Raw genomic sequence first — 25437 nt, forward strand, 5'->3', positions numbered from 1 at the left:
GCGCTTTATCAGATGACACTGGCAGCGCTGGAGCCGATGTACGGCCCAGCATCAGGACTGACACGCTCCACCAGCACAAGACGAAGGCCCCTGACCACGTCTTCTCGGGTCAGGAGCCTTCGCCATCGCGCGGAGGATAGGGGATTTGAACCCCTGAGGGCGTTAACCCAACACGCGTTCCAGGCGTGCGCCATAGGCCGCTAGGCGAATCCTCCGCAGGAAATCTTACCGGAACCCGAACGTTAAGCGAAATCGAGCCCGCGCGACCGGCGGCGCACCTGTCCTCCCGCGCTGCTGCCGCGGACACCGGGGCGCACAGCGCGATTCCCGTCGCAGAGTACGAAGAACTCGATTCGGCAACGACTGCCGACTTCTCGCACCCCTACCCGAGACATCTGGGCGAATGCGTGTCATAGTGGCACACGGCGAGTCCTGCGCATCCAGCGTCGGCGCCGCCGGAATGCCTGTCTTCCCCTTCCTCGAAAGGCATACATGCGCTACATCGCTTCTGCGGCTGCGACGGCGGTCGCCGCCAGCATGCTGACCGGACTCGGGCTCGCACCGTCCGCCGCCTTCGGCGCGGATCCGCAGCCTGAGATGAACGCCATCGACCTCGCTGAGATCAGCGACTCCGGCATCGGGATCCCCGGCGCCCGCGACCGCTCAGCGGCAGCCGAATCCGCAGCCGCCCAGCAGAGCGCGGATCACTTCTCGTTCCTGCCCTCCCTGCTGCGCACACCGGCACCCGGAACCAGCGGCACCACCGCCCCGGCACAACCGCTTGCCTACCCTGCCAGCCAGGCCGACACCTCGGCGCCGGACGGCGGTTCACCGAGGGATGCGATCCACGGTTCGGCCACTGACATCACCGAGGACGGCCGCACGATCGCCGCCCTATCCGATGTCGTCGAACCTGCCGATGATGCCCCGGGCATCGTCGGGGTCGTGTGGCGCGGGGCAGAGGACGCCGAGGTCGAGATCCGCACCCGCACCGACGGTATGTGGAGTGCCTGGTCGGGTCTCGACACCGACAACGACCCCGAGCAGCCTGGCGCCTCGGGCACCGAACCGTACTCGCTGGCCGGGATCGATGCCGCGCAGCTGCGCATCCTCGGTGACGCCACCCCGCACGAGGCGAGGATCCTCAGCGTCGACCCGAAGCGCTGGAGCAGCGATGAGACCGCCGTTGAGTTCAACACCCCGGTGACCGACAGAGCTGCCGACGCCTCGGATGCTCAGGCGCCTGCCGCCTCGGGCACGGCGACGATGGCCTACGCACCCGGCGACGCGGCAGCCCAGACTGTCGCCAAGGACAGCGGTGTGAAGGCCCCGAAGATCGAGCACCGCAAGGCCTGGGGTGCCGCGAAGCCGAAGTCGGATCCGGCGATGACCGGCAAGGTGCAGGCCGCGGTCGTTCACCACACCGGCGGGTCGAACGACTACACGGCTGAAGACGTTCCGGCGATCCTGCGCGGCATCCAGCACTACCACCAGCAGGGCCGCGGTTGGGACGACATCGGCTACAACATGCTCGCCGACAAGTACGGCCGCCTGTGGGAGGGCCGCGGCGGCGGGCTGAAGAAGAACCCGGTCGGCGCGCACGTCGTCGGCTACAACCAGGGCAGCTTCGGCATCTCGGTCATCGGCAGCTACGATAAGTCCGCGCCCCCGCAGGAGACCTTGGATGCGGTCGATCATGCGATCGCCTGGAAGCTCGCGCTCTCCGGTGTCGATGCCGACGGCAAGACCACCCTGAAGGGCACGAAGATCAACGTCGTCTCCGGCCACCGCGACCTCGGCCAGACCGACTGCCCAGGCGACGCGCTCTATGCGAAGCTGCCGCAGATGCGCAAAGACATCGCCGAGATCCAGAAGAACGGCGAGCCGGTGAAGAAGGACCCGCCGAAGGAAGAGAAGAAGGGCGAGGAGAAGGGCTCGGAGAAGGACTCAGGTCTGCAGCCGGGTGCCACCGACCGCAACGCCTGAACCGCGCAGGCTGGCCGACATCAGGTCACGCACGGGCGGGCTGGGAGCGATCCCCAGCCCGCCCGTGCGTTGTGGCGGCACGGTCAGCGAGACCTCGCTCCGCACGCCCCTGGTCAGCCGCCGCACGCCCCCGGTCAGCTGTCGCGGCCCTCGTAGGTGACATCGAAGAAGTCGAGCTCCAGGGCCACCGCGCGCTCCCAGCGGGCGGTGAGCTCCGCGGCCCGGCCCGCGGCCTCGGCAGCCGGCCACACCCGGTTGAGCTCATCGACGAGGAACTGGCACCACGAGCTGAACGCCTCCCCGCGGTGCAGCTCGATCCATTCGGAGTGGACATAGCGTTCAGGCAGCGGGGCGTCGCGCTCACCCCAGTCGAGGTAGAGCCACTCGGCGATGACGAGCATGACGAGCAGGTCTGCGTACTCGGCCTGCGCGACCGCATCGTACATCTCGGCCTGGAACCCGGCTGCCGCGCGACAGCTGCGGGTTCCGCCAGTCGTCCTCGGCGACGCCGAGCTGCGGGAAGGCCCGCTGGAAGTATCCGTCCTCATCGGCCGCGAGCATCCCGAGCTGGGCGGCGAACCGCAGCTTGGAGTCGCGCCGATCGGCGTGCGCCACACATCCGCCGAGCATCGAGAGGAACGCGTCGAAGAACTGATAGTCCTGCACGAGGCAGCCGGCGAGCACCGCATCCTCGATGGTGCCTGAGAACAGCTCGTCGACGAAGCGGTGCCCGACTGCGGCGTCCCACTGCCCGGCGCTGTCGCCGAGCCGCAGCCGCCCGACCGGCGAGTCGGCCGGGACGTGAATGGTCGTCTGAATCTGTATCATGTGATCTCCCCCGCCGGTATCACCCGGATCAGGTTCCTAAGTGTACTTCCCCGCGAGGTTGTGAACGCGATCTGTAGGTGAGGGTCCCCCGATGGCGGTGTGGGCGCGGTGTGGGCTCAGTACCGCTGGCGGCACTCCCCTGTCAACGACCCGCTGTAGCCCGTCTCCCGTGCCCGAGGCGCTGGTCGTCTCAGGCGTTTTTGGTTCGGTCCCTGCCTGGTCTAGACTGTTATGCGGCTCCCCGTGTGGCGTCATCTTGTGAACTCCCCCAGGGCCGGAAGGCAGCAAGGGTAAGCGAGCTCTGGCGGGTGCACGGGGAGTCCTCGCATTGACGCGCTGTCACAATTGCGCAACATCCCTCCGCACTGTTTGTGCTGGTCACACGCTATCTGCTCGGCGATCCGCAGGCTGAGGGCGCGCATTGTTCCACGGCCGTTACATCGCGGTTCCTATTATTTGTGCTGTCGCCTTCCCATTCCTGCCCTCGCAGTTCTGCGACTGTGCATCGTCTTCACTGCCATGAGAAAGGTCCCTCATGCTCCGTCGCCGCCCCTTCGTTGCCGGCCTCAGCGTCTCGCTCGCCATCGCCCTCGCCGCCTGCACGGCGACACCCGATGCTGAGCGCGGATCCGCGGCGGCTCCGAGCGCGGAACCGCACCCCGCACCCGAGGTGACGGTCTCGGTCGTCGACGATGGCGACGCCTCAGCTACACCCACCTCGGCGGCAGGTGCCAGCGGCACACCGGAGGCAGACAGCACCACCGGTGCAGCCGACGCTGATGGTGCAAGCATCGAACTCGACCCCAGCGGGCATTTCGCGCTGACCGTGTCCGGCGGCGAATTCACCGAGGTCACCGTCACCGATGCCGACCACCCTGAGGTGAGTGTCGACGGCACCTTCGACTCCGGCACCCAGGGAACCGATCCGAGCGAGCCGGCCACCGCCTCGGCGACGGAGACTGAGAGCGCCAACGTCGGCGGCGGCGCCGCAGGCGCAGACGCAACTCCCAGCGAAGGTGGCGTCCCCAGCGGCGACAGCACGACCAACGGCGGCAGCACTCCCAACGAAGGCGGCGCCCCCAGCAGCGACGATGCCGAGGGCCAGGGCACCCGCTGGGTCTCCAGCTACGGGCTGGCCGGCAACGCCGACTACGAGTGGACGGCGACGACCGTCACCCCGGACGGTGCCACGCATGAGGCTTCGGGGACGATCACGACGACCGAACCGCAGGGCCGCTCGGCGCGGATCTTCACCGTCATCGGCGATGACCAGGAGGTCGGCGTGGCCGCCCCGATCATCGTGAACATCGGCGCGACCGTGCCGGAGTCCTACCGCGATGACATCGAACACCGGCTGTCCGTCGAGGTCACCGACGAGGACGGCAAGGAGCGCGAGGTCGAGGGCTCGTGGGGCTGGCTGTACGACACCGACGGGATCTCGCGGGTGCACTACCGGCCCAAGGAGTTCTGGCCAGAGCACTCGAAGGTCAAGGTGACGATGGCTCTGGAGGACGTGCCGTTCTCGCAGACGCGCTTCGGTGAGAAGGACGTCTCGCTGGACTTCTCGATCGGCCGAGAGCAGACCACGACCGCCGATGCCAAGACGCACCGGATGATCGTCACCCGCGGAGATGAGACGATCATGGACTATCCCGCCTCGCTCGGCGCAGCACGCTCACCCTCGTTCAACGGCACCCACATCGTCATGTCGAAAGCGGCGAACTACACGATGACCTCGGAGCGCTGGGGGTACTCGACGCCGGTGCGCTGGGCGGTGCGCATCCACAACAACGGCGAGTTCATCCACGGTGCGCCGTGGTCTGCCGGCTCGCAGGGCTCGGCGAACGTCTCGCACGGCTGCATCAACCTCACCAATGAGCGTGCCAAGGAGTACTACGACTCGGCGATCTACGGCGACCCGGTCATCGTCAAAGGCTCCTCGGTGTCCCTGTCGAAAGAGGACTCGGACGTCGCCGACTGGGTCTACGACTGGGACGAGTGGCAGGAGCTCTCCGCACTCGACTGACCGCAGCGCCACAGCACAGAGCGGACGGGCAGACAGCTGACGCGGGGCCAGGAGATTCACTCTCCTGGCCCCAGTCGTGTTCCGGCGGTCCGGCCGGCGGCTCAGCCGGCCCGGCGCTCAGCCCTCGTCGACGTCCATCAGGGTCGAGCGGATGAGGAACCGCTTGCCGGTCGGCGTCTCGACGCTGAATCCGGCGCCGCGCCCGGGCACGACATCGACGGTCAGATGCGTGTGCTTCCAGTAGTCGAACTGTTCGGCTGACATCCAGAACTCCAGCTCCGAGGTGGTGCCGGCCGGCCGTGGGATCTCGAACCGGCCCAGCAGCACGTCGGCATCCGAGGTGAGGAACTCCCCTGCGGGGAAGCACATCGGCGTCGACCCGTCACAGCAGCCGCCGGACTGATGGAACATCAGATCCCCGTGCTGGTCGATGAGCTGCTGAAGCAGCTCGACGGCCGCCTCCGTCAGGGCGACCCGTGAACGGGTCTCCCCCTCGATCGTCGGGGCGGAGTCGAGCACGGCCGGATCGGCTGCTGCTGCGGCGGCTCCTTCGGCGATGGTGGTGTCATCGGACATCGGACCTCATCTCCGTGCATATTTGTGCACTGTGCTGCTGCGACGAGCCGGGCCGGCAGCCAGGCCGGCGAGCGGTCTGACCGCAGGCTGGCACAGGTGCTGTGCGCCGCTCCGGCCCGTCGCAGATGGCAGAATCAGAAGAAGCCGAGGGCGTCTTCTGAGTAGCTGACGAGCATGTTCTTCGTCTGCTGGTAGTGATCGAGCATCATGAGGTGGTTCTCCCGGCCGATGCCCGAGGACTTGTAGCCGCCGAAGGCCGCGTGGGCCGGGTAGTTGTGGTAGTTGTTCACCCACACGCGTCCGGCCTGGATCTCGCGTCCGGCCCGGTAGGCGACGTTGCCGCTGCGGCTCCACACGCCGGCGCCGAGGCCGTAGAGGGTGTCATTGGCGATCGACATCGCGTTGTCGTAGTCGCTGAACGAGGTCAGTGCGACGACGGGCCCGAAGATCTCCTCCTGGAAGATGCGCATCGAGTTCTGGCCCTTGAACACCGTCGGCTGGATGTAGAAGCCGCCGGCCAGGTCGCCGTCGAGTTCGCGCACCTCGCCGCCGACGAGCACCTCGGCGCCCTCCTGCTTGCCGATGTCGAGGTAGGACTTGATCTTCTCGAACTGGTCGTTCGATGCCTGCGCACCGACCTGCATATCAGTATCGAGCGGATTGCCCTGCTTGATCGCCCTGACGCGCTCGAGCCCAGCCTCGACGAACTCGTCGAAGATCGACTCCTGCACGAGTGCGCGCGACGGGCACGTGCACACCTCGCCCTGGTTGAGGCCGAACATCGCAAAGCCCTCCAGCGCCTTGTCGTAGAAGGCGTCCTTGTCCGCCATGACATCGGCGAAGAAGATGTTCGGGCTCTTGCCGCCGAGCTCCAGGGTCACCGGGATGAGGTTCTGGGAGGCGTACTGCATGATGAGCCGGCCGGTGGTGGTCTCACCGGTGAAGGCGACCTTGGCGATGCGCTTGTTCGAGGCCAGCGGCTTGCCGGTCTCCACGCCGAAGCCGTTGACGACGTTGATGACGCCCGGCGGCAGCAGGTCGCCGATGAGATCGACGAGCACCATGATCGAGGCCGGGGTCTGCTCTGCAGGCTTGAGCACGACGCAGTTGCCGGCCGCCAGGGCCGGGGCGAGCTTCCACACGGCCATGAGCAGCGGGAAGTTCCACGGGATGATCTGGCCGACGACGCCGAGCGGCTCCTTGAAATGGTAGGCGACGGTGTCTTCGTCGATCTGGGACAGCGCGCCCTCCTGGGCGCGGATCGCGCCGGCGAAGTAGCGGAAGTGGTCGATCGCCAGCGGCAGATCGGCGTTGAGCGGTTCGCGGATCGCCTTGCCGTTGTCCCAGGTTTCGGCGACCGCGAGCATCTCGAGGTTCTCCTCCATCCGGTCGGCGATCCGATTGAGGATCACTGCCCGCTCCGCCGGCGAGGTCTTGCCCCACGCCGGAGCGGCCTTGTGGGCGGCGTCGAGGGCGAGTTCGACATCCTCGGCAGTGGACTGCGCGACCTCGGTGAAGGCCCGGCCGGTGACCGGCGTGATGTTCTCGAAGTAGTTGCCCTTGACCGGCTTGACCCAGTCGCCGCCGATGTAGTTGTCGTAACGGGGCTCGAAGGCGACCTTGGCGCCCTCAGATCCCGGCTGCGCGTAGACAGTCATGGATGCTCCTCTTTGAGACGGTTGGAGGGGTGCGACAGCACCACTGCAGGCCGCAGGGGCGCTGCTTACCCTCACCCTACGAGGGTGTGATGCAGATCTCAACAGGCACCGGCTGGGGATTCGCACACAACCCGGCCACCGCCTCGGGAGCGGTGGAGAACCTGCCGCACACCTCAGGTGACGACCGGCCGGGAGCGGCCGAGCAGCAGCGCGATGACGAAGGCAACAGCCATCATCGCGCCGCTGAGGATCGTCACCCCGGTCCAGCCGCCGAGCTCCCATGCGGCAGGCGCCAGGTTGCCGTTGATCGAGGAGCCGCCGTAGTAGAAGAGCATGTACATCGATGCCGCCTGCGCCGGCACCCCGACCGAGGCCTTCGCACGCACGGCCACCCAGGCTGAGGCCAGCGAGTGCATGATGAAGAAGCCCATCGCCAGCACTGCCATGCCGGCGATGATGACGACCAGCGGGCGGGCGATGAGCAGGCCGATGCCGATGAGCGCGATGAGCGAGCCGAACGGCATGATCGCGCGCAGCGAGTACCGGTCGGCGGCCCGGCCGGCGAGCGCGCTGACGGTGCCGGCGACCGGATAGATGAGGTAGAGCAGGCCGATCGCGCCGATCGACAGCAGATACGGTTCGGCTTCGAGACGGAACCCGAGGACGTTGAAGGCGCCGACGAACACGCCCATCCCGAGCCCGCCGGTGAGGTACAGGCCCAGCAGCACCGGGTCGCGGAAGGCCCGGCCGAAGCTGCCGATGAGTTCGCGTGGGGACTGCCGGCGGGGTTCGAATCCGCGGGATTCGGGCAGCAGCGCCCAGCAGGCGGCCGCGCAGACGACCGATACGACGGCAGTGGCGGCCAGGGCCATGTGCGCGGGGCTCAGCGGCATCGCCGCGGTGAGCCCGAGGCGGTCGAGGAGGTCGATGGTGCCGGTAGTGACGAGTCGGGCTGACAGCCCGCCGATCGTCGTGCCGAAGATGTACAGGCCCGTTGCCGAGGTGGCGTAGGACGGGTGGATCTCCTCACGCAGGTACACTGCGGCAGTCGCCGGCAGCCCGGCGAGCACCACGCCCATGACGAAGCGGGCGAGGAGGAACAGCGCCCAGTCATCGACGACGGCGACGCCGATCCCGAGCACGGAGGCCAGAAGCAGCGACCAGCGGATCAGCCGCACCCGGCCGATGCGCTCACTGACCGGGGCGGCGACGATGAGCCCGAGCGCCAGCCCGGCGGTGGCAGCGGAGACGGAGAGTGCTGCGCTGGTCGGGGAGATGCTGTAGTCGCGGACGAAATACGGCAGAATGGCCTGAGTGTTGTACAGCAGAGTGAAGGTCGCCAGGCCCGCCATGAGCAGGCCGATTTCGATCCTGCGCGTCATCGGCTCCCCGCGCCGATAACCCTCGAAGCCCCGGTCGTCCTCACTCATCAGTCCCAGCATACGCTCGCGCCTCGTGCGCAGAACAAGGAGTCCGCAGTGCATTCCGACGGCCACCCCGCCGCGTCCGAGCCCACGTCGTCGCCGGCTGATGGAACGGCGCTGGCCTCGACGCCGGTGACCGCGCCGGGAGCGAATCCGGTGCTCGACTACGTCCACGGCCCGGTCGGGCTGCGGCTGCCCGATGTCGCTGCGATCGAGCCGGGTCACTTCACGACCGCCGCCGAGGCGGTGGTCGCCGAGCAGCGGCAGGCGGTCGCCGCGATCCTCGCGCAGGCAGACGAGCCGTCCCTGACGAATACGACGATCCGCATCGACCAGGCCAAGGAGCCGGCGTTTCGGCTGCAGGCGCTCATGCGGCTGTTCGAGTCGAACCTGCAGACCGAGGAGTTCGGCACCGCACTGGCGGCTGCCTCCCAGCTGCTGGTGCGCTCACGCCTGCAGCTGCTGCTCGACGGGCAGCTGTTCGCCCGGCTCGAAGCGGTGCCGACGAGTGAGCTGAATCCGGAGGACAAACGCCATCACGAGCTGCTCATCCGCGACTTCGTGCGCACCGGTGTGCGGCTCGATGACGCTGAGCGCACCCGGGTCGCTGAGATCTCCGCTGAGCTCGACCGGTTGGAGAAGGCCTTCTCGCGGCACCTGGCCGCCGACACCTCGGCGCTGGCCGTGCACTTCGACGACGCCGCCGCTCTCGCCGGGCTGCCCGAGGCGGCCGTCGAGTCCGCAGGTTGGCGCGCACGACAGGACGGGCAGGACGGCTATGCGCTGCCGCTGCTGAACTTCACCCAGCAGCCGCAGCTGGCCCAGCTGCACGAACCGGCATCCCGTCAGCGGATCTTCGAGCACTCGATCGCCCGCGGCTGCCGCGGCGGGGAGCATGACACCCGGCAGATCGTCAGCGACATCACCGCGCTGCGCGCCGAGCTCGCCCAGCTGCTGGGCTTCCGCAGCTTCGCCGAATACACCATCGACGATGAGACCGCCGACAGCCCCGATGCCGTCGGCGATCTGCTCGCCGGCGTCCTCCACCCGGCGCGTCAGACCTTCGAGGCCGAGATCTCAGCGATCTACGAGCAGTTCGAACCCGAGCAGATCGCCCCGGCCGACGTGCGCTACTGGCTGCAGCGGCTGCAGAGCGAGCGCTACTCCGTCGACCCGCAGCAGGTCGCCGCCTACTTCGAGCTCACCCGGGTGCTCCACGACGGCGTCTTCTACGCCGCCGGCCACCTCTACGGTGTCGAGTTCCGCCCCGCCTGTGACGAGAATGGGGAGCCGATGAGGGCCTGGCATCCGGACGTGACCGTCTACGAGGCGTGCGAGAACGACCGGGCCATCGGGCTCATCTGCGTCGACCCCTTCGCCCGTGCCGGCAAGCGCGGCGGGGCATGGATGGACCAGCTCGTCTCGCCCGGCCGGCTCACCGGTGAGCTGCCGGTCATCTCGATGACGATGAACATCACCCGGCCGGTGGCCGGGCAGCCGTGCCTGCTGAGCATGGACGAGGTGCGCACCCTGTTCCACGAGTTCGGCCATGTCTTCCACGGGCTGTTCTCCGACAGCACCTACCCGGACCGGGCCGGCACCGCTGTGCCGCGCGACTACGTCGAGTTCCCCTCGCAGCTGAACGAGATGTGGGCGCTGCACCCGCAGGTGCTGCCGCACTACGCCCGCCACGTGGAGACCGGCGAGCCGATTCCCGACGCACTCGTTGCCCGTATCCGTGAAGCCGATGACGTCGGCGCCGGATTCGACACGATCGAATACCTCGCCGCCGCACTGCTCGACCAGAGCTGGCACCTGCTGGAAGCCGGCGAGCGCGTCGATGACGTGCTGACCTTCGAGACCGCGGTGCTGGAGGCTGCCGGCTTCTCCCCGCTTGTGCCGCCGCGCTACCGCACCACGTACTTCTCGCACATCTTCGCCAGCGGTTACGCCGCCGGATACTACGCGTATCTGCAGGCCGAGATGCTCGCGGCCTTCGCCAGCGAATGGTTCGAGGAGCACGGCGGACTCAACCCCGAGGCAGGTGACGCCTTCCGCCGCGCCGTGCTCGCCCCGGGTTTCTCGACTGATCCGATGGAGACCTTCACCGACTTCTTCGGCCAGCGCCCGGATGTCGGTCCGCTGCTGCGCCGGCGCGGCTTCGCCCCGCGCCATGACGCTGCCACCTGACCTGCCCGCAACTGACCTGCTCTGCGACCCCTGAAGGAGAGGACACCATGCACGCACGCAACGCAGCTGTCGCCCGGGACCTTGCAGCCGCCGGCATCGACACGGAGATCACGCTGTTGACCGAGCAGACGAACACCGCCAAGGCCGCTGCCGCGTACCTCGGCGTCGAGGTCGGGGCGATCGCCAACAGCCTCATCTTCGACGCCGACGGCGAGGCGGTGCTCATCATGACCTCAGGCCGCCACCGCGTCGACACCGACCATGTCGCTGGGATCGTCGGCGCGGAGAAACTCGGCCGGGCGAGCGCGGATCTGGTGAAGGCCGCGACTGGCCAGGTGATCGGCGGGGTCGCCCCGTGCGGCCATCCGGCCCCGGTGCGCACCTACATCGACGTCGCGCTGCGCGATTACCCCGAACTGTGGGCCGCCGGCGGCACCGCCGACTCGATGATGCCCATGACCTATGACCAGCTCATCACTCTGACGAATGGACAGGAGATCTCCGTTGAACCCTGAGAACACCGACAGGCCTGCTGCATCTGGGCAGCCGGGTCAGCACAGCGAGCACCCGGCGGTAAACACCCAGTCCCCCACACTCGGCCACCCAGCCACCGCCTCGGGCGCGGATTCCAGCACCGCCCGAGGCACAGATTCCAGCGGCGCTGGCGCAGACTCCGGCGGCGCCGGCGCCCGGCTGGCCGCTTTCGCCACCTCCCGCGGTCGGTACTACGCGATCGTGCTCGCCGTCTTCTGCGTCGTGCTCATCGTCTCGAACATCTCAGCGACCAAAGTCATCGGCTTCGGGCCGATCGTCACCGACGGCGGCGCCTTCCTCTTCCCGATCGCCTACATCCTCGGCGACGTCATCAGCGAGGTCTACGGTTTCGCCGCCGCTCGCAAGGCCGTCATCACCGGCTTCGCGCTCCAGATCCTCGCCAGCTTCGTCTTCTGGCTCGTCCTCATCTCACCGCCCGGTCCCGGCTATGAGAGCCAGGAGGCTTTCGAAGCCGTGCTCGGCTTCTACCCGCGGATCGTGCTCGCCTCTCTCGTCGGCTACGTGGTCGGCCAGCTGCTGAACTCCTATGTGCTCGTGCGCGTCAAGCGGGCGATGGGCGAGAAACGGCTGTGGGTCAGGCTCATGTGCTCGACCGGCGTGGGCGAGTTCGCCGACACGCTGCTGTTCTGCACCATCGCCTTCGCCGGTGTCATCCCCGGCAGCGACTTCATCGTCTACATAGTCGTCGGCTTCGTCTACAAGGTCGCCGTCGAGGTGCTGTGCCTACCGCTGACGTACCAGGTCATCAAGGTCTTCAAGCGGCACGAGCCCAGCTACGGCAACGTCGACGAGACCGAGCACCTGCGCGCCAACGCCGCAAAGCTCTAGGAGCCGACGGCGAAGCTCGTCACAGCGGGCCGGCAAGCGACGCAGTGGACCCATACCTGCACACCGGCGAGACCGGTCACGCGTGCCGGTGGCTGAAAGTTTGAAAAGCTATTCATGGTTTGGAGCCCTCAAACCATGAATAACTTTTCTAACTTTCCCAGTGGGCGGACCACCCAGGGGCCAGACGGTCCGATCGGTCAGGTGATCTGCTGAAGCCAGAGCACCACTTCTCGCGCTGGCTCCACCGCGCTGCCGCTCAACTTGCCGTGCTGGCTCCACCGCGCTGCCGCTCAACCTGCCGTGCTGGCGCTCAACCTGCCGCGCCGTGGGCGCCGCGCTCGACGAGTTCGAAGCCTGCGCCTGAGTACATGACAGTCCAGTCACCGCCGAAGCGCTCCTCAGCCCAGATCTCCACGGGCTGCCCGACGTCATCGGGCCGGCGCAGCACCGCCTCGGGCACGGTGTCGCCGACACTGCCGATCCAGAACGTCTGCGTGCACGGTACAAGGTGGGCCAGCAGCCGGACGTCGGCGGCGACGGAGCCGTATCTGCACGCCTCAGCGATCGCCTGATCAGCATTGAGGTCGAAGGCCTGCCAGCGCCACAGCAGCTCGATCTGGGTCTGTGAGAGCATCGCGGCAGCCGCGATCGCGGCGATGAACGGTGCGAACACGCGGTGCCGGCGGGCGGCTGCGTCGATGAGGCACACGGCAGCGATCGGCATGAGGACGGCCGAGTAGTGGAAGTCCGTCTCCCAGTAGCCTTCGACGCTGCCGAGGAACCGCCAGGCCAGGGTCGGCAGCATGAGCAGGATGAACGGCGAACGCACCCCGATCCCACCGGCGGCGAGCACAAGGAACCCGGCGGTGCCGAGCTTCGTCGTCAGCCCTGCGGTCAGCGTCTCGGCAAGCGTGAGCTGGCCGGAGTAGTCGTAGCCGCCGGTGACGTTGAAGGCCGGGATGAAGATCGCCACGGCGAACACCGTCCAGGCAACACCCCAGGCGGCGAGGAAGATCGCCGCGCGTGTCTCAGCGCGGTTGCGCAGCCAGATGACGAGGCCGAACACTGCCACGGTGATGCCGAGGTCCTCTTTGACGAAGACGAGCAGCGCGATCGCGATGAGCGCCGGCAGCCGTGTGCCGCGCATCCACCACACGAGCCCGAAGGCCAGCAGCGGTACGGCGAAGGCGATCTCGTGGAACTGCGCGATGACGGCGTTGACCAGGCCCCACGAGAATACGTACGCGCCCGTCACCAGCCAGCCGCCGCGGGTGCCGAGGCGTTCGCGGGCGAGCGAGGCGATCGGCCACACGGAGGCGGCGAAGAGCGCAGCCTGCGCGATCATGAGCGTCAGCCCGGAGGGTGCCAGCCAGTACAGCGGGGTGAGCAGGACGAGGATCGGGTGGAAGTGATCGCCCCACAGATGGAAGCCAGGGCCCTTGATGTCGACGATCGGCGTCTGCCCGCGGGCGTACTGGTCGAGCAGCTGCGTGAAGATCCCCAGGTCCCAGCTCGGCGCGTAGTTCGCCCGCCACATGAGGATCGACAGCACCGTGTACAGCACGAAAGCCGCAGCGGTGCCGATCGCCGGCATCCACTGAGTCAGCAGCCTACCGAGCGTAGGCCCGGTGTCAGCGTGGGCGGCGCGAGCTCCCGTGCCCGAGGCGGGACTCTCCTCGGTGCCGGCGGCAGCGTGGGCACCAGTGCCGGCGGCAGCGTGGGCACCAGCGCCGGCGGAAGCGTAGGCACCAGTGCCGGCGGCAGCGTGGGCACCAGTGCCGGGGTGCGCGTCGCTCACTGCATGGCCGCCTTCGGGGCGTAGTAGCGGCCGAGCACCTCGGCTTCGAGCTCATCGAACCGGCCGTCCTCGATCGAGGCGCGGATCTCGTCGACGAGGGCGACAATGAAGTGCTCGTTGTGGATCGTGCACAGGGTTGAGAAAAGCATCTCCTTGGCCTTGAACAGGTGCCGCAGGTAGGCGCGGGAGTAGTTCCGGCAGGTGTAGCAGCTGCACTCCGGGTCGATCGGGCCGAAGTCGCGGCGGTACTTCGCACCGGTGATGTTGTACCGACCGTCCCGAGTGTAGACAGCGGCATTGCGAGCCACCCGGGAGGGCGAGACGCAGTCGAAGGTGTCAGCACCGGCTTTGATCGCGGTGAACAGGTCGTCGGGTTCGGAGATGCCGAGCAGGTGGCGCGGCTTGTCCTCGGGCAGCTCCTCGCACACCCAGCCGACGATCGTTCCGAGGTTCTCCTTCTCCAGCGCCCCGCCGATGCCGAAACCGTCGAAGTCCATCGCCCCGAGGTCGCGGGCGGCTTTGCGGCGCAGGTCCTCGTACTGTGCGCCCTGCAGCACCCCGAACAGCGCCTGGTACGGCCGGTGAGAACGGGCTTCGGTGAGCCGTTCGTGTTCGGCCAGGCAGCGTTCGGCCCACAGCCGGGTGCGCTCTAAGGACATCTCCTGGTAGCCGCGGGTGTTCATGAGCGTGGTGAGCTCGTCGAACGCGAACATGATGTCAGCACCGAGCTGATGCTGGACCTGCATCGACACCTCGGGGGTGAAGCGGTGCAGGGTGCCGTCGATGTGGGACTTGAACGTCACCCCGTCGTCGTCGACCATCGCCCGGCGCTCCTTGTCGGCGGCCATCGCCGAGTCGTCCGGGGAGTCGGGGATGTCCATCGAGATGACCTTCTTGAAGCCCACGCCCAGGCTCATGACCTGGAACCCGCCGGAGTCGGTGAAGGTCGGGCCCGGCCAGTTCATGAACTTCCCCAGCCCGCCGGCCTCGTCGAGCAAGTCGGCGCCGGGCTGCAGGTACAGGTGGTAGGCGTTGGCGAGCACCGCCTGCGCGCCCAGTGCTGCGACGTCGTCGGGTTTGACGGCCTTGACGGTCGCCTTCGTGCCGACCGGGATGAACGCCGGGGTCTGGATCTCACCGTGCGGGGTGCGGATCGTCCCGGTCCGCCCGCCGGTCTCCATCCGGGTGCCCACGGAGAATCCGAAGTCCTCCCGCTGACAGACGGCCTCGGTTCCTGCCGCACCCGAGGCGCCGGTGTCCTGTTGCTGAGAAGTCACCTCAACAGTTTAGCGACGGAATATATGGTGCGAGTATCGGCACCGGCGCCGCAGTCCCTGCGGCATGAGCGACGGAGGACACCATGAGACTGGCGACGATCACCCTGACGGCAACCGGCGGCACGACCGCGGCACTGCAGACCGGCGAAGGCTATGTGCCGATCCACGGTTTCGCCGACGTCGGCCAGCTGCTCGCCGCCGATGGTCTTGAGCAGGCGCGCACCGCCTCGGCGCCGGTGATCCCCGCACACGAGGTGCGCACGCTGCGGCCGGTGCTGCATCCGGCGAAGGTGCTGTGCATCGGGCTGAACTACCGCAATCACATCGCCGAGGTCGGGATGGACACCCCGGAGTTTCCGACGGTGTTTGCGAAGTTCGCCCGCTCGCTCACCGATCCCGGCGCCGAGGTGGTGGCCCCGCAAGAGGACGAGAAGCTCGACTTCGAAGGCGAGCTGGCGATCGTCATCGGCACGCACGTCCGGCGGGCCAGCGCTGCCGCGGCGGCTGCCGCGATCGCCGGGTACACGGTGGCCAATGACTTCTCGATGCGCGGCTATCAGCTGCGCACCCAGCAGTGGCTGCAGGGCAAGATGTGGGAAGCCTCCTCGGCGGTCGGGCCGGTCGTCGTCACCGCTGATGCGTTCGACCCGGCGGCGGCGACGCTGACAACCCGGGTGAACGGGCAGGTGCGGCAGCAGGATTCGACCGGGGACCTCGTCTTCGGCCCAGCTGAGCTTGTGGAGTATCTGTCGGCGATCATCACCTTGGAGCCCGGCGACCTCATCCTCACCGGCACCCCGGCCGGGGTGGGCATGGCCGATGAGCGGTGGCTGGCACCCGGCGACGAGGTGTCGGTCGAGATCACCGGGATCGGTGAGATCAGCAACCGGATCGGCGCCGGCGAGTACATCTGAGCTTCGCCGATGAGCCGCTCAGGAGGGATTGAGATCGCAGGATTCGCGGATGGGCAACTCCTGCGAGCCGCCGTACCTGGTGACGACGGGGCGCTGCCCCGCGAGCGCCTCGGCCACCCGCAGCGTCGCCGCCTGCTGCATTCTCAATTCACAATTCGCCGAGCATCTTGCCGGGGTTGAGGATGCCGAGCGGGTCGAGTGCACCCTTGATCTTCAGGTGCATCGCCCGGGAGACCGGGTCGAGTTCGCGGGCCAGCCACTTCTTCTTCAGATAGCCGACGCCGTGCTCACCGGTGATGGTGCCGCCGAGCTCGAGGCCGAGGGCCATGATCGCGTCGAACGCGGCGAGTGCCTGCTCGGTGGCCTCCTCGACGCCGGCGTCGAAGAACACGCACGGGTGCATGTTGCCGTCGCCTGCGTGCCCGGCATTGCCGATGAGCACATGCGGGTACTGCTCGCGGATGTCGTCGAGGCAGGTGAAGAACTCGCGCATCTTCCCGCGCGGGATGCACACGTCGTCGATGAGCTCGCCGCCGCCATGGGCGTTGGCATACTTCTCCCCGGCCGGGCCGACCGCGCGGCGGGCGGCGACGAGGAGTTCGGAGTCAGCCGGGTCTTCGCTGAAGACGACCTCGGCGGCGTTGCAGGCGTTGGCGACCCGGGTGAAGGTCTCCATCTCCGCAGTCGCATGCTCTAAGCTGCCGTCGCCGTTGGACTGCACGAGCAGCATGGCACCCATGCCTGAGGGCAGGCCGAAGTCGCCGTAGTCGTTGATCATGTCGATCGAGGTGCCGTCGAGGTACTCGAGCATCGAGGGCCTGGCACCGGTGGCCATGAAATCGCAGACCGTGCTCGCGGCATCGGCGGCCTCGGGGAACAGCGCGATCGCCGTGAGCGGGTCGGGCAGGGCCGGGATGAGGTCGAGGGTGATCTCGACGATGACCCCCAGCGTGCCCTCGGAGCCGATGAACAGCTGGGAGAGCTCGAGCCCGGCCACGCCCTTCTGGGTGGGCCGACCGACGCGGGTGACCTGCCCGTCGGCGAGCACCACGGTGAGGCTGCGGACGTAGTCGCGGGTGACGCCGTACTTCACACAGCACAGGCCGCCGGCGTTCGTGGCGACGTTGCCGCCGATCGAGGAGATCGCCACCGAACCGGGATCCGGCGGGTAGGCCAGCCCGTACGGGGTCAGAGCCTTCTTGAGGTCCTGGTTGATGACGCCGGGCTGGACGGTGCAGGTCTGCTCGACGGTGTTGATCTCGACGATCTCGTTCATCTTCGCCACCGACAGCAGTAGGCAGCCCTCGACGGCGTTCGCACCCCCGGACAGCCCGGTGCGGGCACCCTGCGGGACGACCGGGATGCGGTGGGTGGTGGCGAACCGCAGAGTCGCCTGCACGTCGTCGACCGAGGCGGCGCGCACCAGGGCAGCGGCCTCGCCGACGTGGGAGAACAGCGCCCAGTCCTTCGAGTAGGTGCCGATGACATCCCGGTCGGTCACCAGCGCCCCGGCACTCAGCTCAGCGGCCAGCTCGTCGAGCGGCAGCGCGGCAGGCTCAGTCGCGGCAGGCTCAGTCGGGGAACCTGCAGCCGCTGCGGCACCCTGATGTGCGGTGGTTGCGCTACCGGTCGTCACTTCGGTGCTCCCTCCGCCTCGGTGGGAGCGCCGGCATCAGAGACCGCACCGCCGGCGGCGGCGAAGTCGCCGGCGACCTGCAGCACCCGCTGCATCGCCTCGGCCGGGCCGACGGAGATCCGCACACCCTCGCCGAGGTTGCGCACGGCCAGACCGGCCTCCAGACAGGCCCGTTCGAAGTCATCGGAGCGCTCCGCGAGGTTGAGCCACACGAAGTTGCCGTGAGCGTCGAACACCTCGAAGCCGCGCTCGCGCAGCCCGGCAGCCAGGTCATCGCGCAGCCGAGCGACCTCCTTGGCGCGGACCTCCATGTCCTGGCTGTGCTGCAGCGACACGAGCGCAGCCTGCTGGGCGGAGGCGCTGACGGAGAACGGCAGGATCGACTTGCGCAGCTCCATGATGAGCTCGGGGTCAGCCACCGCATAGCCGACCCGCAGCCCGGCCAGTCCGTAGGACTTCGAGAAGGTGCGCAGCAGCACGAGGTTCGGGTGCCGGCTGAGCGCTGCCAGGCCGTCTGCGGCGTCATCGGCGTCGCAGAAGTCGATGTAGGCCTCGTCGAGGATGACGATGACATCAGCAGGAACCTGGGACATGAACGCATCGAACTCGCCCTGCCGCAGAGCCGGGCCGGTCGGGTTGTTCGGGCTGCACAGGATGACCAGGCGGGTGCGCTCGCTGATCGCAGCCGCCATCGCCGGCAGATCGTGGCGGCCGCCAGCATCGACGCTGATGCGCTGGTGGGTCGCCCCGCACAGGTTGGCCAGCTGCGGGTACATCTCGAACGACGGCCACGGATAGACGACCTCGTCACCGGGGTCGACGGTGATGTGGAAGAGGGCCTTGAGCATCTCGGAGGCCCCGGCGGAGAACAGCACCGCCTCGGTGCCGACACCGAGGTGGTCGGCGAGCGCGGCGGTGAGCTCAGCGGTCGAGGGGTCGGCATAGCTGGCCGGGGTGCGCCCACCGGCGGCGATCGCCTCGGTGACGGCCGGCAGCGGATCCATGTGGTGCTCGTTGGAGGACAGTTTGAAGGTCTTCAGACCCTCGGTGGCTTTCGGCGGTTTGCCCGGCACATAGGCAGGGGTGTTCTGCAGGGCCGGGCGCAGGCGGAACTTTTCACTCATAGCGTCATGGTGCCATATCGTGCCCCGCGCCCGAGGCGATGTCCGGGTTCCGCGGCCGCCGCCGAGGTGAGAGTCGGCTGGGTGGGACGTGCGGGCTGATCTGAGACACTGGACAGATGGCAGCACAGCGGCAGTGGCGTGAGGACATCCTCGGACCCCGGTTCCGCATGCTGCCGATCGACGTCGGCGACGGGCAGAACGCCGTCATCATCGCTCCGACAGTGCCCGACCCGGCCCCGGTACCCGCTGCCGACCCGGCTCCGGCAGCACTGCGGCAGGCGCAGCCGGCACTGCAGCCCGCAGGCGCCGGGCACCCGGCGATCCCGTCGGCCACCGCGGTCATCTACCTGCACGGCTGGTCGGACTATTTCTTCCACCACCGGCTGGCCGACTACTATGCGTCGCTGGGCATCGCCTTCTACGCTATCGATCTGCGCCGCTACGGCCGCAGCCTGCTCATCGACGCAGCCGGCGGTCCCGAGCGCTGGGCGCCCGACACCTCGGGCGCGGACGCCGCCCTGACCGACGAGGCGGCCGCGCAAGCGCTGGCGGCAGCTGCTGTTCAGGAGGTCGAGGACGATCTGCCCGCCCGGGTGCTCACCGGGCATGAGACCCATGCCGGGTATATCGAGGATCTCAGCGACTACGACGAGGAGATCGCCGCAGCACTGGCGGTGGCGCGAGAGGAGAACCCCGGCTGCCGGATCCTGTTGCACGGCCATTCGACCGGCGGGCTGATTCTGTCGCTCTGGGCGGCACGGCATCCGGAGGAGGCGAGCGCGCTGCTGCTGAACTCGCCGTGGCTGGAGTTCCAGTACGATGCCGCCGCCCGCAAGCTCATGAATGCGTGGATGAGCCTGCGCTCGAAGTCGCTTAAGCCGCTGAGCGTGCGGATGCCGAATTTCTACACCCTCGCCAGCGCTTCCCTCGGCCGGCTGCCGTATGACCTCCGGCTCAAGCCGCCGGGCGGGTTCCCGATCTACCCGGCGTGGCTGCAGGCGATCTTCGCCGGCCATGAGCAGGTCGCCGCCGGTCTCGACCTCATGATCCCAGCGCTCGTGCAGACCTCGGCTGCGACCCTGCGCGGCGGCTCCTTCTCCCCGTCGATGGCGACCGCCGACATCATCCTCGACGTCGATGTCATCGCCCGCCGGGCGCTGTCGCTTGGCCGTTCCGTGACGATCGAGAAGATCCCGAATGCGATGCACGACGTCTTCATGTCCGCCGAGACCCCGCGCCGCCAGGCCTATGACGGAGTCGCCCGGTTCCTCTACGGCACCCTCGGCTGAACCGGCCGGCTGGCTGGGGCCTGCCCTCCGCGCCGGGTCTCGACGCTCCCCACCAGGACCCGGCCACGCCCGCCAGTCCTCTGCCATGTCCGCCAGTCCTGTGCCCTGCCCGGCAGATGGGACGGTGTCGTTACCGGCACGGAAGCGCTCTAGAGTGTCGGCATGACACAGCACGGTGACCTGTCCCATGTTCTTGCCCGCCGCGCCCAGGGCGGACCCGGTGAGCTCTCGGCGATCCTCGCGCTCGCAGCCCAGGGCGGGGATCTCATCGACTTCACCGGCGGGTTCCCCGACCCCGGCCTGTTCGATGCGCAGCTGCTGAGCGAGCTGGCGTCCAAGGCCGTCTCCACCGCGCCCGAGGTGGCGCTGCAGTACGCTTCGAACCGCGGGCTGGCCCCGCTGCGCGAGTCCCTGCGCGCCCTCATCGCCCAGACGCAGGAGCATTCACCGGCCGACGGCGAGCTCATCGTCACCTCCGGCGGGGTCGACGCGCTCACCCTGGTGACGAAGGCGCTGGCCGATCCGGGCGCTGCCGTCCTCGTCGAGGCGCCGACGTATCTGGGGGCCTGCACGGTATTCACCACCAATGAGACGGCGCCGGTGGCGATGCGCAACGACGCTGAAGGCCTCGTTCCCGAATCCCTCGCCGAGGCGTGTGAGACCGCCCGCAAGCAGGGCGCGGAACCGGCGTTCGCCTATGTCATCCCCGACTTTCAGAACCCTTCGGGTCTGCTTCTGTCGACTGCGCGCCGTGCTGCGCTCGTCGCTGCGGCCCGGGAGGCCTGCATTCTCCTCGTTGAGGATGTCGCCTACCGCGATCTCGCCTTCGACGGCTCGTACCTGCCTTCGCTCTATCAGCTCGGCCCGGACGTCACGGTGCAGATCGGCACGTTCTCCAAGACCTTCACGCCCGGCACCCGGCTGGGCTGGGCGTGCGGGCCGGAGGCGATCATCGCGGCGATGGCCGAGGTCAAGACGACGACCGACCAGTGCGCCTCCGCCCTCGGGCAGTGCATGCTCGACGCCTACATCCGCGAAGGCCGCTTCACCGCCGGGCTGCCGGCCATCCGCCGCGCCTACGCGCAGCGGTGCGCTGCCCTGCTGGCCGCACTCGCCACGCACCTGGAAGGCGCAGCGACGTGGACGCAGCCCGCTGGCGGGTTCTTCACCTGGGTGGAGGTTCCCGGCATCGATGCGAAGGCACTCGCCTCGGCTGCCGTTGAGGCGGGAGTCGCCTATGTGCCCGGAGCCCCGTTCTTCGTCGACCGGGTCATCGATGACCACCTGCGGCTGTCGTTCTCGCGTACGCCGGCCGAGCGGATGGACGAGGGCGTCAGGCGGCTGGCCGGCGTGCTGGAGCGCGCGCGAAGCTGAGCTGCCGCTTGGTGCAACGCGCGGCTTCTGGGGGATCTCAGCTTCTGGCGCTGCTTCTTCTGGAGCTTTCGGCTCAGGAGAGTTCGGCGCCGGCGGCGTTCATCTCCTGCAGCGCTTCGGCAGACCGGTTCTCATCGACGCCGGCGACAAGATCGACGAGCACCCGGACGGCGAAGTCCTCATCGCGGCCGTCGAGCACGGTGGCGCGCACGCAGTGATCAGTGGCGATGCCGCACACGACGATCGAGCGGATGCCCTCTGCCCGCAGCCAGTCGGCGAGCATGACCGAGTCGTCATCGGTGAGATGACCTTCGAATCCCGAATAGGCCGCCGCATGCTCACCTTTGCGGAAGACCGCATCGATGCTGTCGATGGCCGGCCTGAGCTCGGGGTGGAAAGCAGCACCGTCGGTGCCGGCCACGCAGTGGACCGGCCAGGTGCTGATGAAGTCGGGGCGGTCCGAGAAGTGATCGCCGGGATCGATATGCCAGTCAGCAGTGGCGACGATGCGGGCGTAGTCGTCCCGATGCGCGGTGATGAAGTCGGCGACCCGGCGGGCCACCTCGGTCCCACCCTCGACCCCGAGGGCGCCGCCTTCGCAGAAGTCGTTCTGGATGTCGACGAGGACCAGAGCGGTGCTCTCGCGGTTGAGTTCGGCAATCATATCCTTCAGTGTATGGCAGGCAGCAGCGGAAGCCGACTGTCGCAGGACTGCAACAGAGCCTCGTTGTCCCCTCCCGGTTCCACCCTTTAGGCTCAGGATCACAGCACCCGCCTCACACCAGGAGCACCGCGATGAAGCACCCGTCCCCCTTCCGGCTGGCCGCCGGTTTTGCAGCAGCAGCCGGCTTAGCCCTCGTCCTCTCTGCCTGCTCCGGCGGCTCCGGCGCAGCGGGCAAGTCCGCCGAACGGGCCGAGGGCGGCACTGAGCAGGCCGGTGAGGAGGCCTCCGCGCCCGCAGACGATGCCCTCAAGCAGCTGGACGAAGACGAGCTTGCCACAGTGCTCAACGAGCTGACGTACGACGGGAAGAGCTTTGCGACCATCGACGTGGAGCCGCCGGCGGTGCAGAGCGCGATCGAGCAGTTCGAACAGGCCGACGTCGAACCAGCCGCCTGCCAAGACGTCCTCATCGAGCTCGTGACCAAGCCCTCTGCCGATGCCCCGAACAAGTCGGCGCTGAGCGACGACAATGGCTACACGGCGGCGATCGCGTCATATGAGACGAACAACGATGCCGCTGCGGCACTGCAGAACATGATCGACACGAGCTCCACCTGCAAGAATATGACGATGACGGTGGCTGGAGAGCGCATCGAGATGGAGATGTCCGTGGACGTCGTCGACATCCCCGGCGCCGACCAGGCAATCGAGACCGTGACCACGAGCCCGATGGCTCCGGGCACACAGCAGCACACAGTCTCAGCCGTGGTCAAGAACGGGCTCGTCACCGGCTCTGCCCAGCACGACTCAACGACTGAGAAGTCCGTCGGCATCACCACTGAGCTGGTCAGCGCCTACGACAAAGCCACCAGCTGACCCAGGCTCACCCCCGCTGTTTCCCGCCTGGCACCCCTTCAGCTCCTCTTCGGCCGCCTGACGCCACGTGTCCTCGAGTGCCAGCAGCGCGGGAGGGAGGGCCCATTGACGCACGAGCCGCAGCCCGGGTTCGGATCCGAACTCCGGCTCGCTCGTCGGCACGGAACCGCACGTGCCGCGTGCCGCCAATGCCACCACGCGAGCCGGCCGGATCTCAGCGTAGAGCTGACCGGTGCTATCGGTCACCGTTGCGCAGCGCTCGGCCATGGCGGCTGCTTCGCACACTGCCTGCAGCTCGCCCGGTCCGGGGCAGAAAGCCCGGTGTGCACAGACATCGAAGCGCGGACGAGCCCGGTTCCATTCCGGAACCACATCGTGGACCCGCGGGTCGGCGGCGAAGACGCCCGGCACCTCGGGGCCGGTTGCAGCAGCGTCCTGGCCTGCGGTGACCACGACGTGCACGTCGCCGGCGGCCAACAGCGCGGTAATCGCGGCGACGTCGCAGCCCGTGTCGCCGCTGCTCGGCAGGTGGACGAGGATGTCGGGGACTGAGAAGACGATGCCGGCAGGGCGCATGATCGGATGCGTGATGCTGGCAGCCAGCGCCATCGACTCGGCGTTCTTCTCCGCCCGTTTGCCGGCGGTATCCGCACCCCAGCGGTGGGCCCAGTCGCCGCCGAGGTGGTGGGCAAGGGCGTGCGGGAGGTGCCGGTAGCCCGCGCCGGCCAGGCGGGCCTGCCAGGCGAGTTCCCAGTCCTCGCCGCCGTAGCCGATGAAGCGGGCATCAAACCCGCCGATCGTCTCGAACAGCTCGCGGGTCACAGCGAGGACGGCAGAGATGATGAACCGGAAGCCGGTGTCGTCGACGCGCTGCAGGTCCGACGTGTCCGCCCAGGCGCGGGTGAGCCAGGCAGGTTCGCCGAGGTCGGTCGGCGGAGTGGTGTCGGTGTCGAGCATGCGCCGGCTGCCGACGGCCAGCGTCCACGGCTCAGCGACGAGCGCCTCTGCCAGGACGGCGATGCAGCCAGGCTGCGGGATCGTGTCGCCGTCGAGGAAGACGAGGATCGTCCCGCTGGCGTGTGCGGCGCCGAGGTTGCGGGCGGCTGCGGCGCGGAAGCCCCGGTCGTCCTGGCGGACGAGTCGCACGCCGGCCGGCACCTCGGGCGCGGTGGCCGAACCGTCGTCGGCGACGATGATCTCGATGTCGCCTGTGTAGTCCTGCGCGCTGAGCCCGGCGAGCACCGCGCTCAGCCCTGTCGGATTCTCGTAGTAGGGGATGATGACGGACACGGACGGGACTGTCATACGGTGCTCCAGATACGGCGGTAGGCGGCGGCGACCTCAGCCCAGCCCCAATCCGGAGGGGGTGTGTCAGCCCATGTCGACGCGGGTGTGCGGCAGACGGCGGCGAGTGCCTCGGCAAGGGTGCTGGGCGTGCAGAGGCGCAGCCGCCCCGGCCAGCGCGCGGCGACTTCGGTCGTGTAGTCCGAGGTGGTGGTCAGCGGCACCCGGTTGTGGGCGATCCAGGTGTTGAGGGAGCCGGAGGCGGAGACGTGGCGGTGGGCGCAGACCGGCACGGTGACCGCATCAAGGGCGGCTGGGAGTTCGGTGTCGGGGATGTAGCCGGTGCACTGCAGGTCGATGCCGCGCTCTGCCGCCCGCGAGCGCAGCCCGGCAAGGTAGCCGGCGTGGCCGTCAGCGACGTCTCCGAGCAGCAGAATTCGAGTCCCGGCCGGAGCCGCGTCGATGACGTCCTCGCAGCCCTTGCCGGGGTAGACGAACCCGAAGATGCCGATGACCGGGATGCCCCCGTCTGAGGATCCGGCCGTCGGTGGGCCGGGCGCTGCGGCCAACGGGCGCGGCGCTTCGATCGGCAGGGGCACGACGTGGATGGCCCCGGCGGATTCCAGCCGGCGGGCTTCAGACTCAGAATTCGTCACCACGACGTCAGCGGCGCGCACGAGCCTGAGGTAGGCCGCCTGCCGGCGGGCGCAGCGATCAGCACCCTCGCCAGGCTGCGGGATGTCGTGCAGAGTCAGGCTCAGCAGCCGACCGGCGGCCAGGCGCAGCACTGTGTCGACAGCGGTTTGCGGGTCGGGGCCGCAGAGGTGGTCGGTGAAGCTGATGTGGACGAGCTCGGCGTCGGCAGCCGGGGCCGGCAGCTGCGCCGGGTTGGGAGCCTCACGCACGAGCCCCCGTCCCAGAGCCTGGTGCAGATACCGCCCGAATCGGGTCACACCGTGGGCAGGCGGGCCGGTGAGAATGTGCTCAACGGCATGTACGTCCACTGTTCACCTCGACTCTGACCCGGAATCATGTATGCGGAACCGGATCGGCGCCGCACGGTGATACTATCAAGTCACCTTACTCTGCACCGACAAGCTCTCTTGTCATCGCTTACGCAGGTGCCCGAGC

At 68.3% G+C, this 25437-nt stretch carries 22 protein-coding genes, 1 tRNA gene and 1 other RNA gene; 10 read left to right on the forward strand and 14 right to left on the reverse strand.

Annotation, left to right across the window (positions count from 1 at the left end):
* Window positions 1–130: 130 nt before the first annotated feature.
* Window positions 131–215 (reverse strand) — tRNA-Ser (locus M3B11_RS00575).
* Between the two features lie 277 nt (window positions 216–492).
* On the opposite strand from M3B11_RS00575, the gene M3B11_RS00580 reads away from it, so the two are divergent.
* Window positions 493–1986 (forward strand): N-acetylmuramoyl-L-alanine amidase, encoded by a 1494-nt coding sequence (locus tag M3B11_RS00580; RefSeq protein ID WP_259874553.1) that lies wholly within the window; start codon window positions 493–495, stop codon window positions 1984–1986.
* Between the two features lie 134 nt (window positions 1987–2120).
* Here M3B11_RS00580 and M3B11_RS00585 read toward each other — a convergent pair whose 3' ends face one another.
* Together M3B11_RS00585 and M3B11_RS00590 are read right to left on the reverse strand one after the other, a co-directional pair.
* Window positions 2121–2387, reverse strand: a complete 267-nt coding sequence (locus tag M3B11_RS00585) for a hypothetical protein (RefSeq protein ID WP_259874555.1) — start codon at window positions 2385–2387, stop codon at window positions 2121–2123.
* Window positions 2347–2814 carry a TenA family protein gene (locus M3B11_RS00590; protein WP_259874557.1) on the reverse strand — a complete coding sequence of 156 codons (468 nt, stop codon included), beginning with the start codon at window positions 2812–2814 and terminating at the stop codon, window positions 2347–2349. Before M3B11_RS00590 ends, M3B11_RS00585 begins: the two co-directional genes overlap by 41 nt.
* A gap of 232 nt (window positions 2815–3046) precedes the next feature.
* On the opposite strand from M3B11_RS00590, the gene ffs reads away from it, so the two are divergent.
* An RNA gene (ffs, locus tag M3B11_RS00595) (signal recognition particle sRNA small type) lies at window positions 3047–3142 on the forward strand.
* Between the two features lie 207 nt (window positions 3143–3349).
* Entirely contained in the window at window positions 3350–4840 is a 1491-nt protein-coding gene (locus M3B11_RS00600) for an Ig-like domain-containing protein (RefSeq protein WP_259874559.1), read from the forward strand.
* A gap of 117 nt (window positions 4841–4957) precedes the next feature.
* On the opposite strand, the gene M3B11_RS00605 is transcribed toward M3B11_RS00600, so the two are convergent.
* The 3 genes from M3B11_RS00605 to M3B11_RS00615 form a co-directional block, all read right to left on the reverse strand.
* Window positions 4958–5416 (reverse strand): DUF779 domain-containing protein, encoded by a 459-nt coding sequence (locus M3B11_RS00605; RefSeq protein ID WP_259874561.1) that lies wholly within the window; start codon window positions 5414–5416, stop codon window positions 4958–4960.
* 134 nt (window positions 5417–5550) lie between these two features.
* Complete coding sequence (locus M3B11_RS00610) at window positions 5551–7074, reverse strand: aldehyde dehydrogenase family protein (protein ID WP_259874562.1); 1524 nt, start codon at window positions 7072–7074, stop codon at window positions 5551–5553.
* 173 nt (window positions 7075–7247) lie between these two features.
* Complete coding sequence (locus M3B11_RS00615) at window positions 7248–8504, reverse strand: MFS transporter (protein ID WP_259874564.1); 1257 nt, start codon at window positions 8502–8504, stop codon at window positions 7248–7250.
* Between the two features lie 48 nt (window positions 8505–8552).
* Here M3B11_RS00615 and M3B11_RS00620 point away from each other — a divergent pair, with 48 nt between their 5' ends.
* From M3B11_RS00620 to M3B11_RS00630, 3 genes are all read left to right on the forward strand, one after another.
* The gene (locus M3B11_RS00620; protein ID WP_259874566.1) at window positions 8553–10688 is read left to right on the forward strand and encodes a M3 family metallopeptidase; all 2136 of its coding nucleotides are present in this window, start codon (window positions 8553–8555) and stop codon (window positions 10686–10688) included.
* Window positions 10689–10735: 47 nt separating this feature from the next.
* The gene (locus M3B11_RS00625; RefSeq protein ID WP_259874568.1) at window positions 10736–11203 is read left to right on the forward strand and encodes a YbaK/EbsC family protein; all 468 of its coding nucleotides are present in this window, start codon (window positions 10736–10738) and stop codon (window positions 11201–11203) included.
* 178 nt (window positions 11204–11381) lie between these two features.
* Window positions 11382–12071: a queuosine precursor transporter gene (locus M3B11_RS00630; protein ID WP_102161760.1), complete on the forward strand. Its 690-nt coding sequence runs from the start codon at window positions 11382–11384 to the stop codon at window positions 12069–12071.
* Between the two features lie 310 nt (window positions 12072–12381).
* Here the strand turns inward: M3B11_RS00630 and M3B11_RS00635 are convergent, their stop codons facing one another.
* Entirely contained in the window at window positions 12382–13869 is a 1488-nt protein-coding gene (locus tag M3B11_RS00635; RefSeq protein ID WP_259874570.1) for a DUF2079 domain-containing protein, read from the reverse strand.
* Window positions 13866–15050: a tRNA guanosine(34) transglycosylase Tgt gene (gene tgt, locus M3B11_RS00640; protein ID WP_259874629.1), complete on the reverse strand. Its 1185-nt coding sequence runs from the start codon at window positions 15048–15050 to the stop codon at window positions 13866–13868. The genes M3B11_RS00635 and tgt overlap by 4 nt, the downstream gene beginning before the upstream one ends.
* A 179-nt stretch (window positions 15051–15229) precedes the next feature.
* On the opposite strand from tgt, the gene M3B11_RS00645 reads away from it, so the two are divergent.
* Window positions 15230–16060 (forward strand): fumarylacetoacetate hydrolase family protein, encoded by an 831-nt coding sequence (locus M3B11_RS00645; protein ID WP_259874571.1) that lies wholly within the window; start codon window positions 15230–15232, stop codon window positions 16058–16060.
* Between the two features lie 18 nt (window positions 16061–16078).
* On the opposite strand, the gene M3B11_RS00650 is transcribed toward M3B11_RS00645, so the two are convergent.
* Genes M3B11_RS00650 through hisC form a run of 3 tightly spaced genes read right to left on the reverse strand, consistent with a single transcriptional unit; the run spans window position 16079 to window position 18820 of the window.
* On the reverse strand, window positions 16079–16207 hold the full coding sequence (locus M3B11_RS00650; RefSeq protein WP_259874572.1) for a hypothetical protein: 129 nt from the start codon (window positions 16205–16207) through the stop codon (window positions 16079–16081).
* 1 nt (window position 16208) lies between these two features.
* Window positions 16209–17696, reverse strand: coding sequence for an FAD-binding oxidoreductase (locus M3B11_RS00655; RefSeq protein ID WP_396121508.1), 1488 nt, complete (start codon window positions 17694–17696; stop codon window positions 16209–16211).
* A complete protein-coding gene (gene hisC / locus M3B11_RS00660) occupies window positions 17693–18820 on the reverse strand; it encodes a histidinol-phosphate transaminase (protein WP_259874573.1) in 1128 nt (375 codons plus the stop codon). Before hisC ends, M3B11_RS00655 begins: the two co-directional genes overlap by 4 nt.
* Window positions 18821–18936: 116 nt before the next feature.
* Here hisC and M3B11_RS00665 point away from each other — a divergent pair, with 116 nt between their 5' ends.
* The gene (locus tag M3B11_RS00665; RefSeq protein ID WP_259874575.1) at window positions 18937–20109 is read left to right on the forward strand and encodes an alpha/beta hydrolase; all 1173 of its coding nucleotides are present in this window, start codon (window positions 18937–18939) and stop codon (window positions 20107–20109) included.
* Between the two features lie 162 nt (window positions 20110–20271).
* Window positions 20272–21483, forward strand: a complete 1212-nt coding sequence (locus M3B11_RS00670) for a PLP-dependent aminotransferase family protein (protein WP_259874577.1) — start codon at window positions 20272–20274, stop codon at window positions 21481–21483.
* 73 nt (window positions 21484–21556) lie between these two features.
* On the opposite strand, the gene M3B11_RS00675 is transcribed toward M3B11_RS00670, so the two are convergent.
* A complete protein-coding gene (locus tag M3B11_RS00675) occupies window positions 21557–22147 on the reverse strand; it encodes an isochorismatase family protein (RefSeq protein WP_259874579.1) in 591 nt (196 codons plus the stop codon).
* A 131-nt stretch (window positions 22148–22278) separates the two neighbouring features.
* Between M3B11_RS00675 and M3B11_RS00680 the strand changes: the two genes are divergently transcribed.
* Complete coding sequence (locus tag M3B11_RS00680; protein ID WP_259874581.1) at window positions 22279–23022, forward strand: hypothetical protein; 744 nt, start codon at window positions 22279–22281, stop codon at window positions 23020–23022.
* On the opposite strand, the gene M3B11_RS00685 is transcribed toward M3B11_RS00680, so the two are convergent.
* Both M3B11_RS00685 and M3B11_RS00690 read right to left on the reverse strand, forming a co-directional pair.
* Complete coding sequence (locus tag M3B11_RS00685; RefSeq protein ID WP_259874583.1) at window positions 22954–24327, reverse strand: glycosyltransferase family 2 protein; 1374 nt, start codon at window positions 24325–24327, stop codon at window positions 22954–22956. The two genes, M3B11_RS00680 and M3B11_RS00685, sit on opposite strands and share 69 nt — an antisense overlap.
* A complete protein-coding gene (locus M3B11_RS00690; protein ID WP_259874585.1) occupies window positions 24324–25310 on the reverse strand; it encodes a hypothetical protein in 987 nt (328 codons plus the stop codon). Before M3B11_RS00690 ends, M3B11_RS00685 begins: the two co-directional genes overlap by 4 nt.
* Window positions 25311–25437 lie beyond the last annotated feature (127 nt).

The sequence above is a fragment of the Brevibacterium sp. p3-SID960 genome (assembly GCF_025144725.1).
Taxonomy (GTDB): domain Bacteria; phylum Actinomycetota; class Actinomycetes; order Actinomycetales; family Brevibacteriaceae; genus Brevibacterium.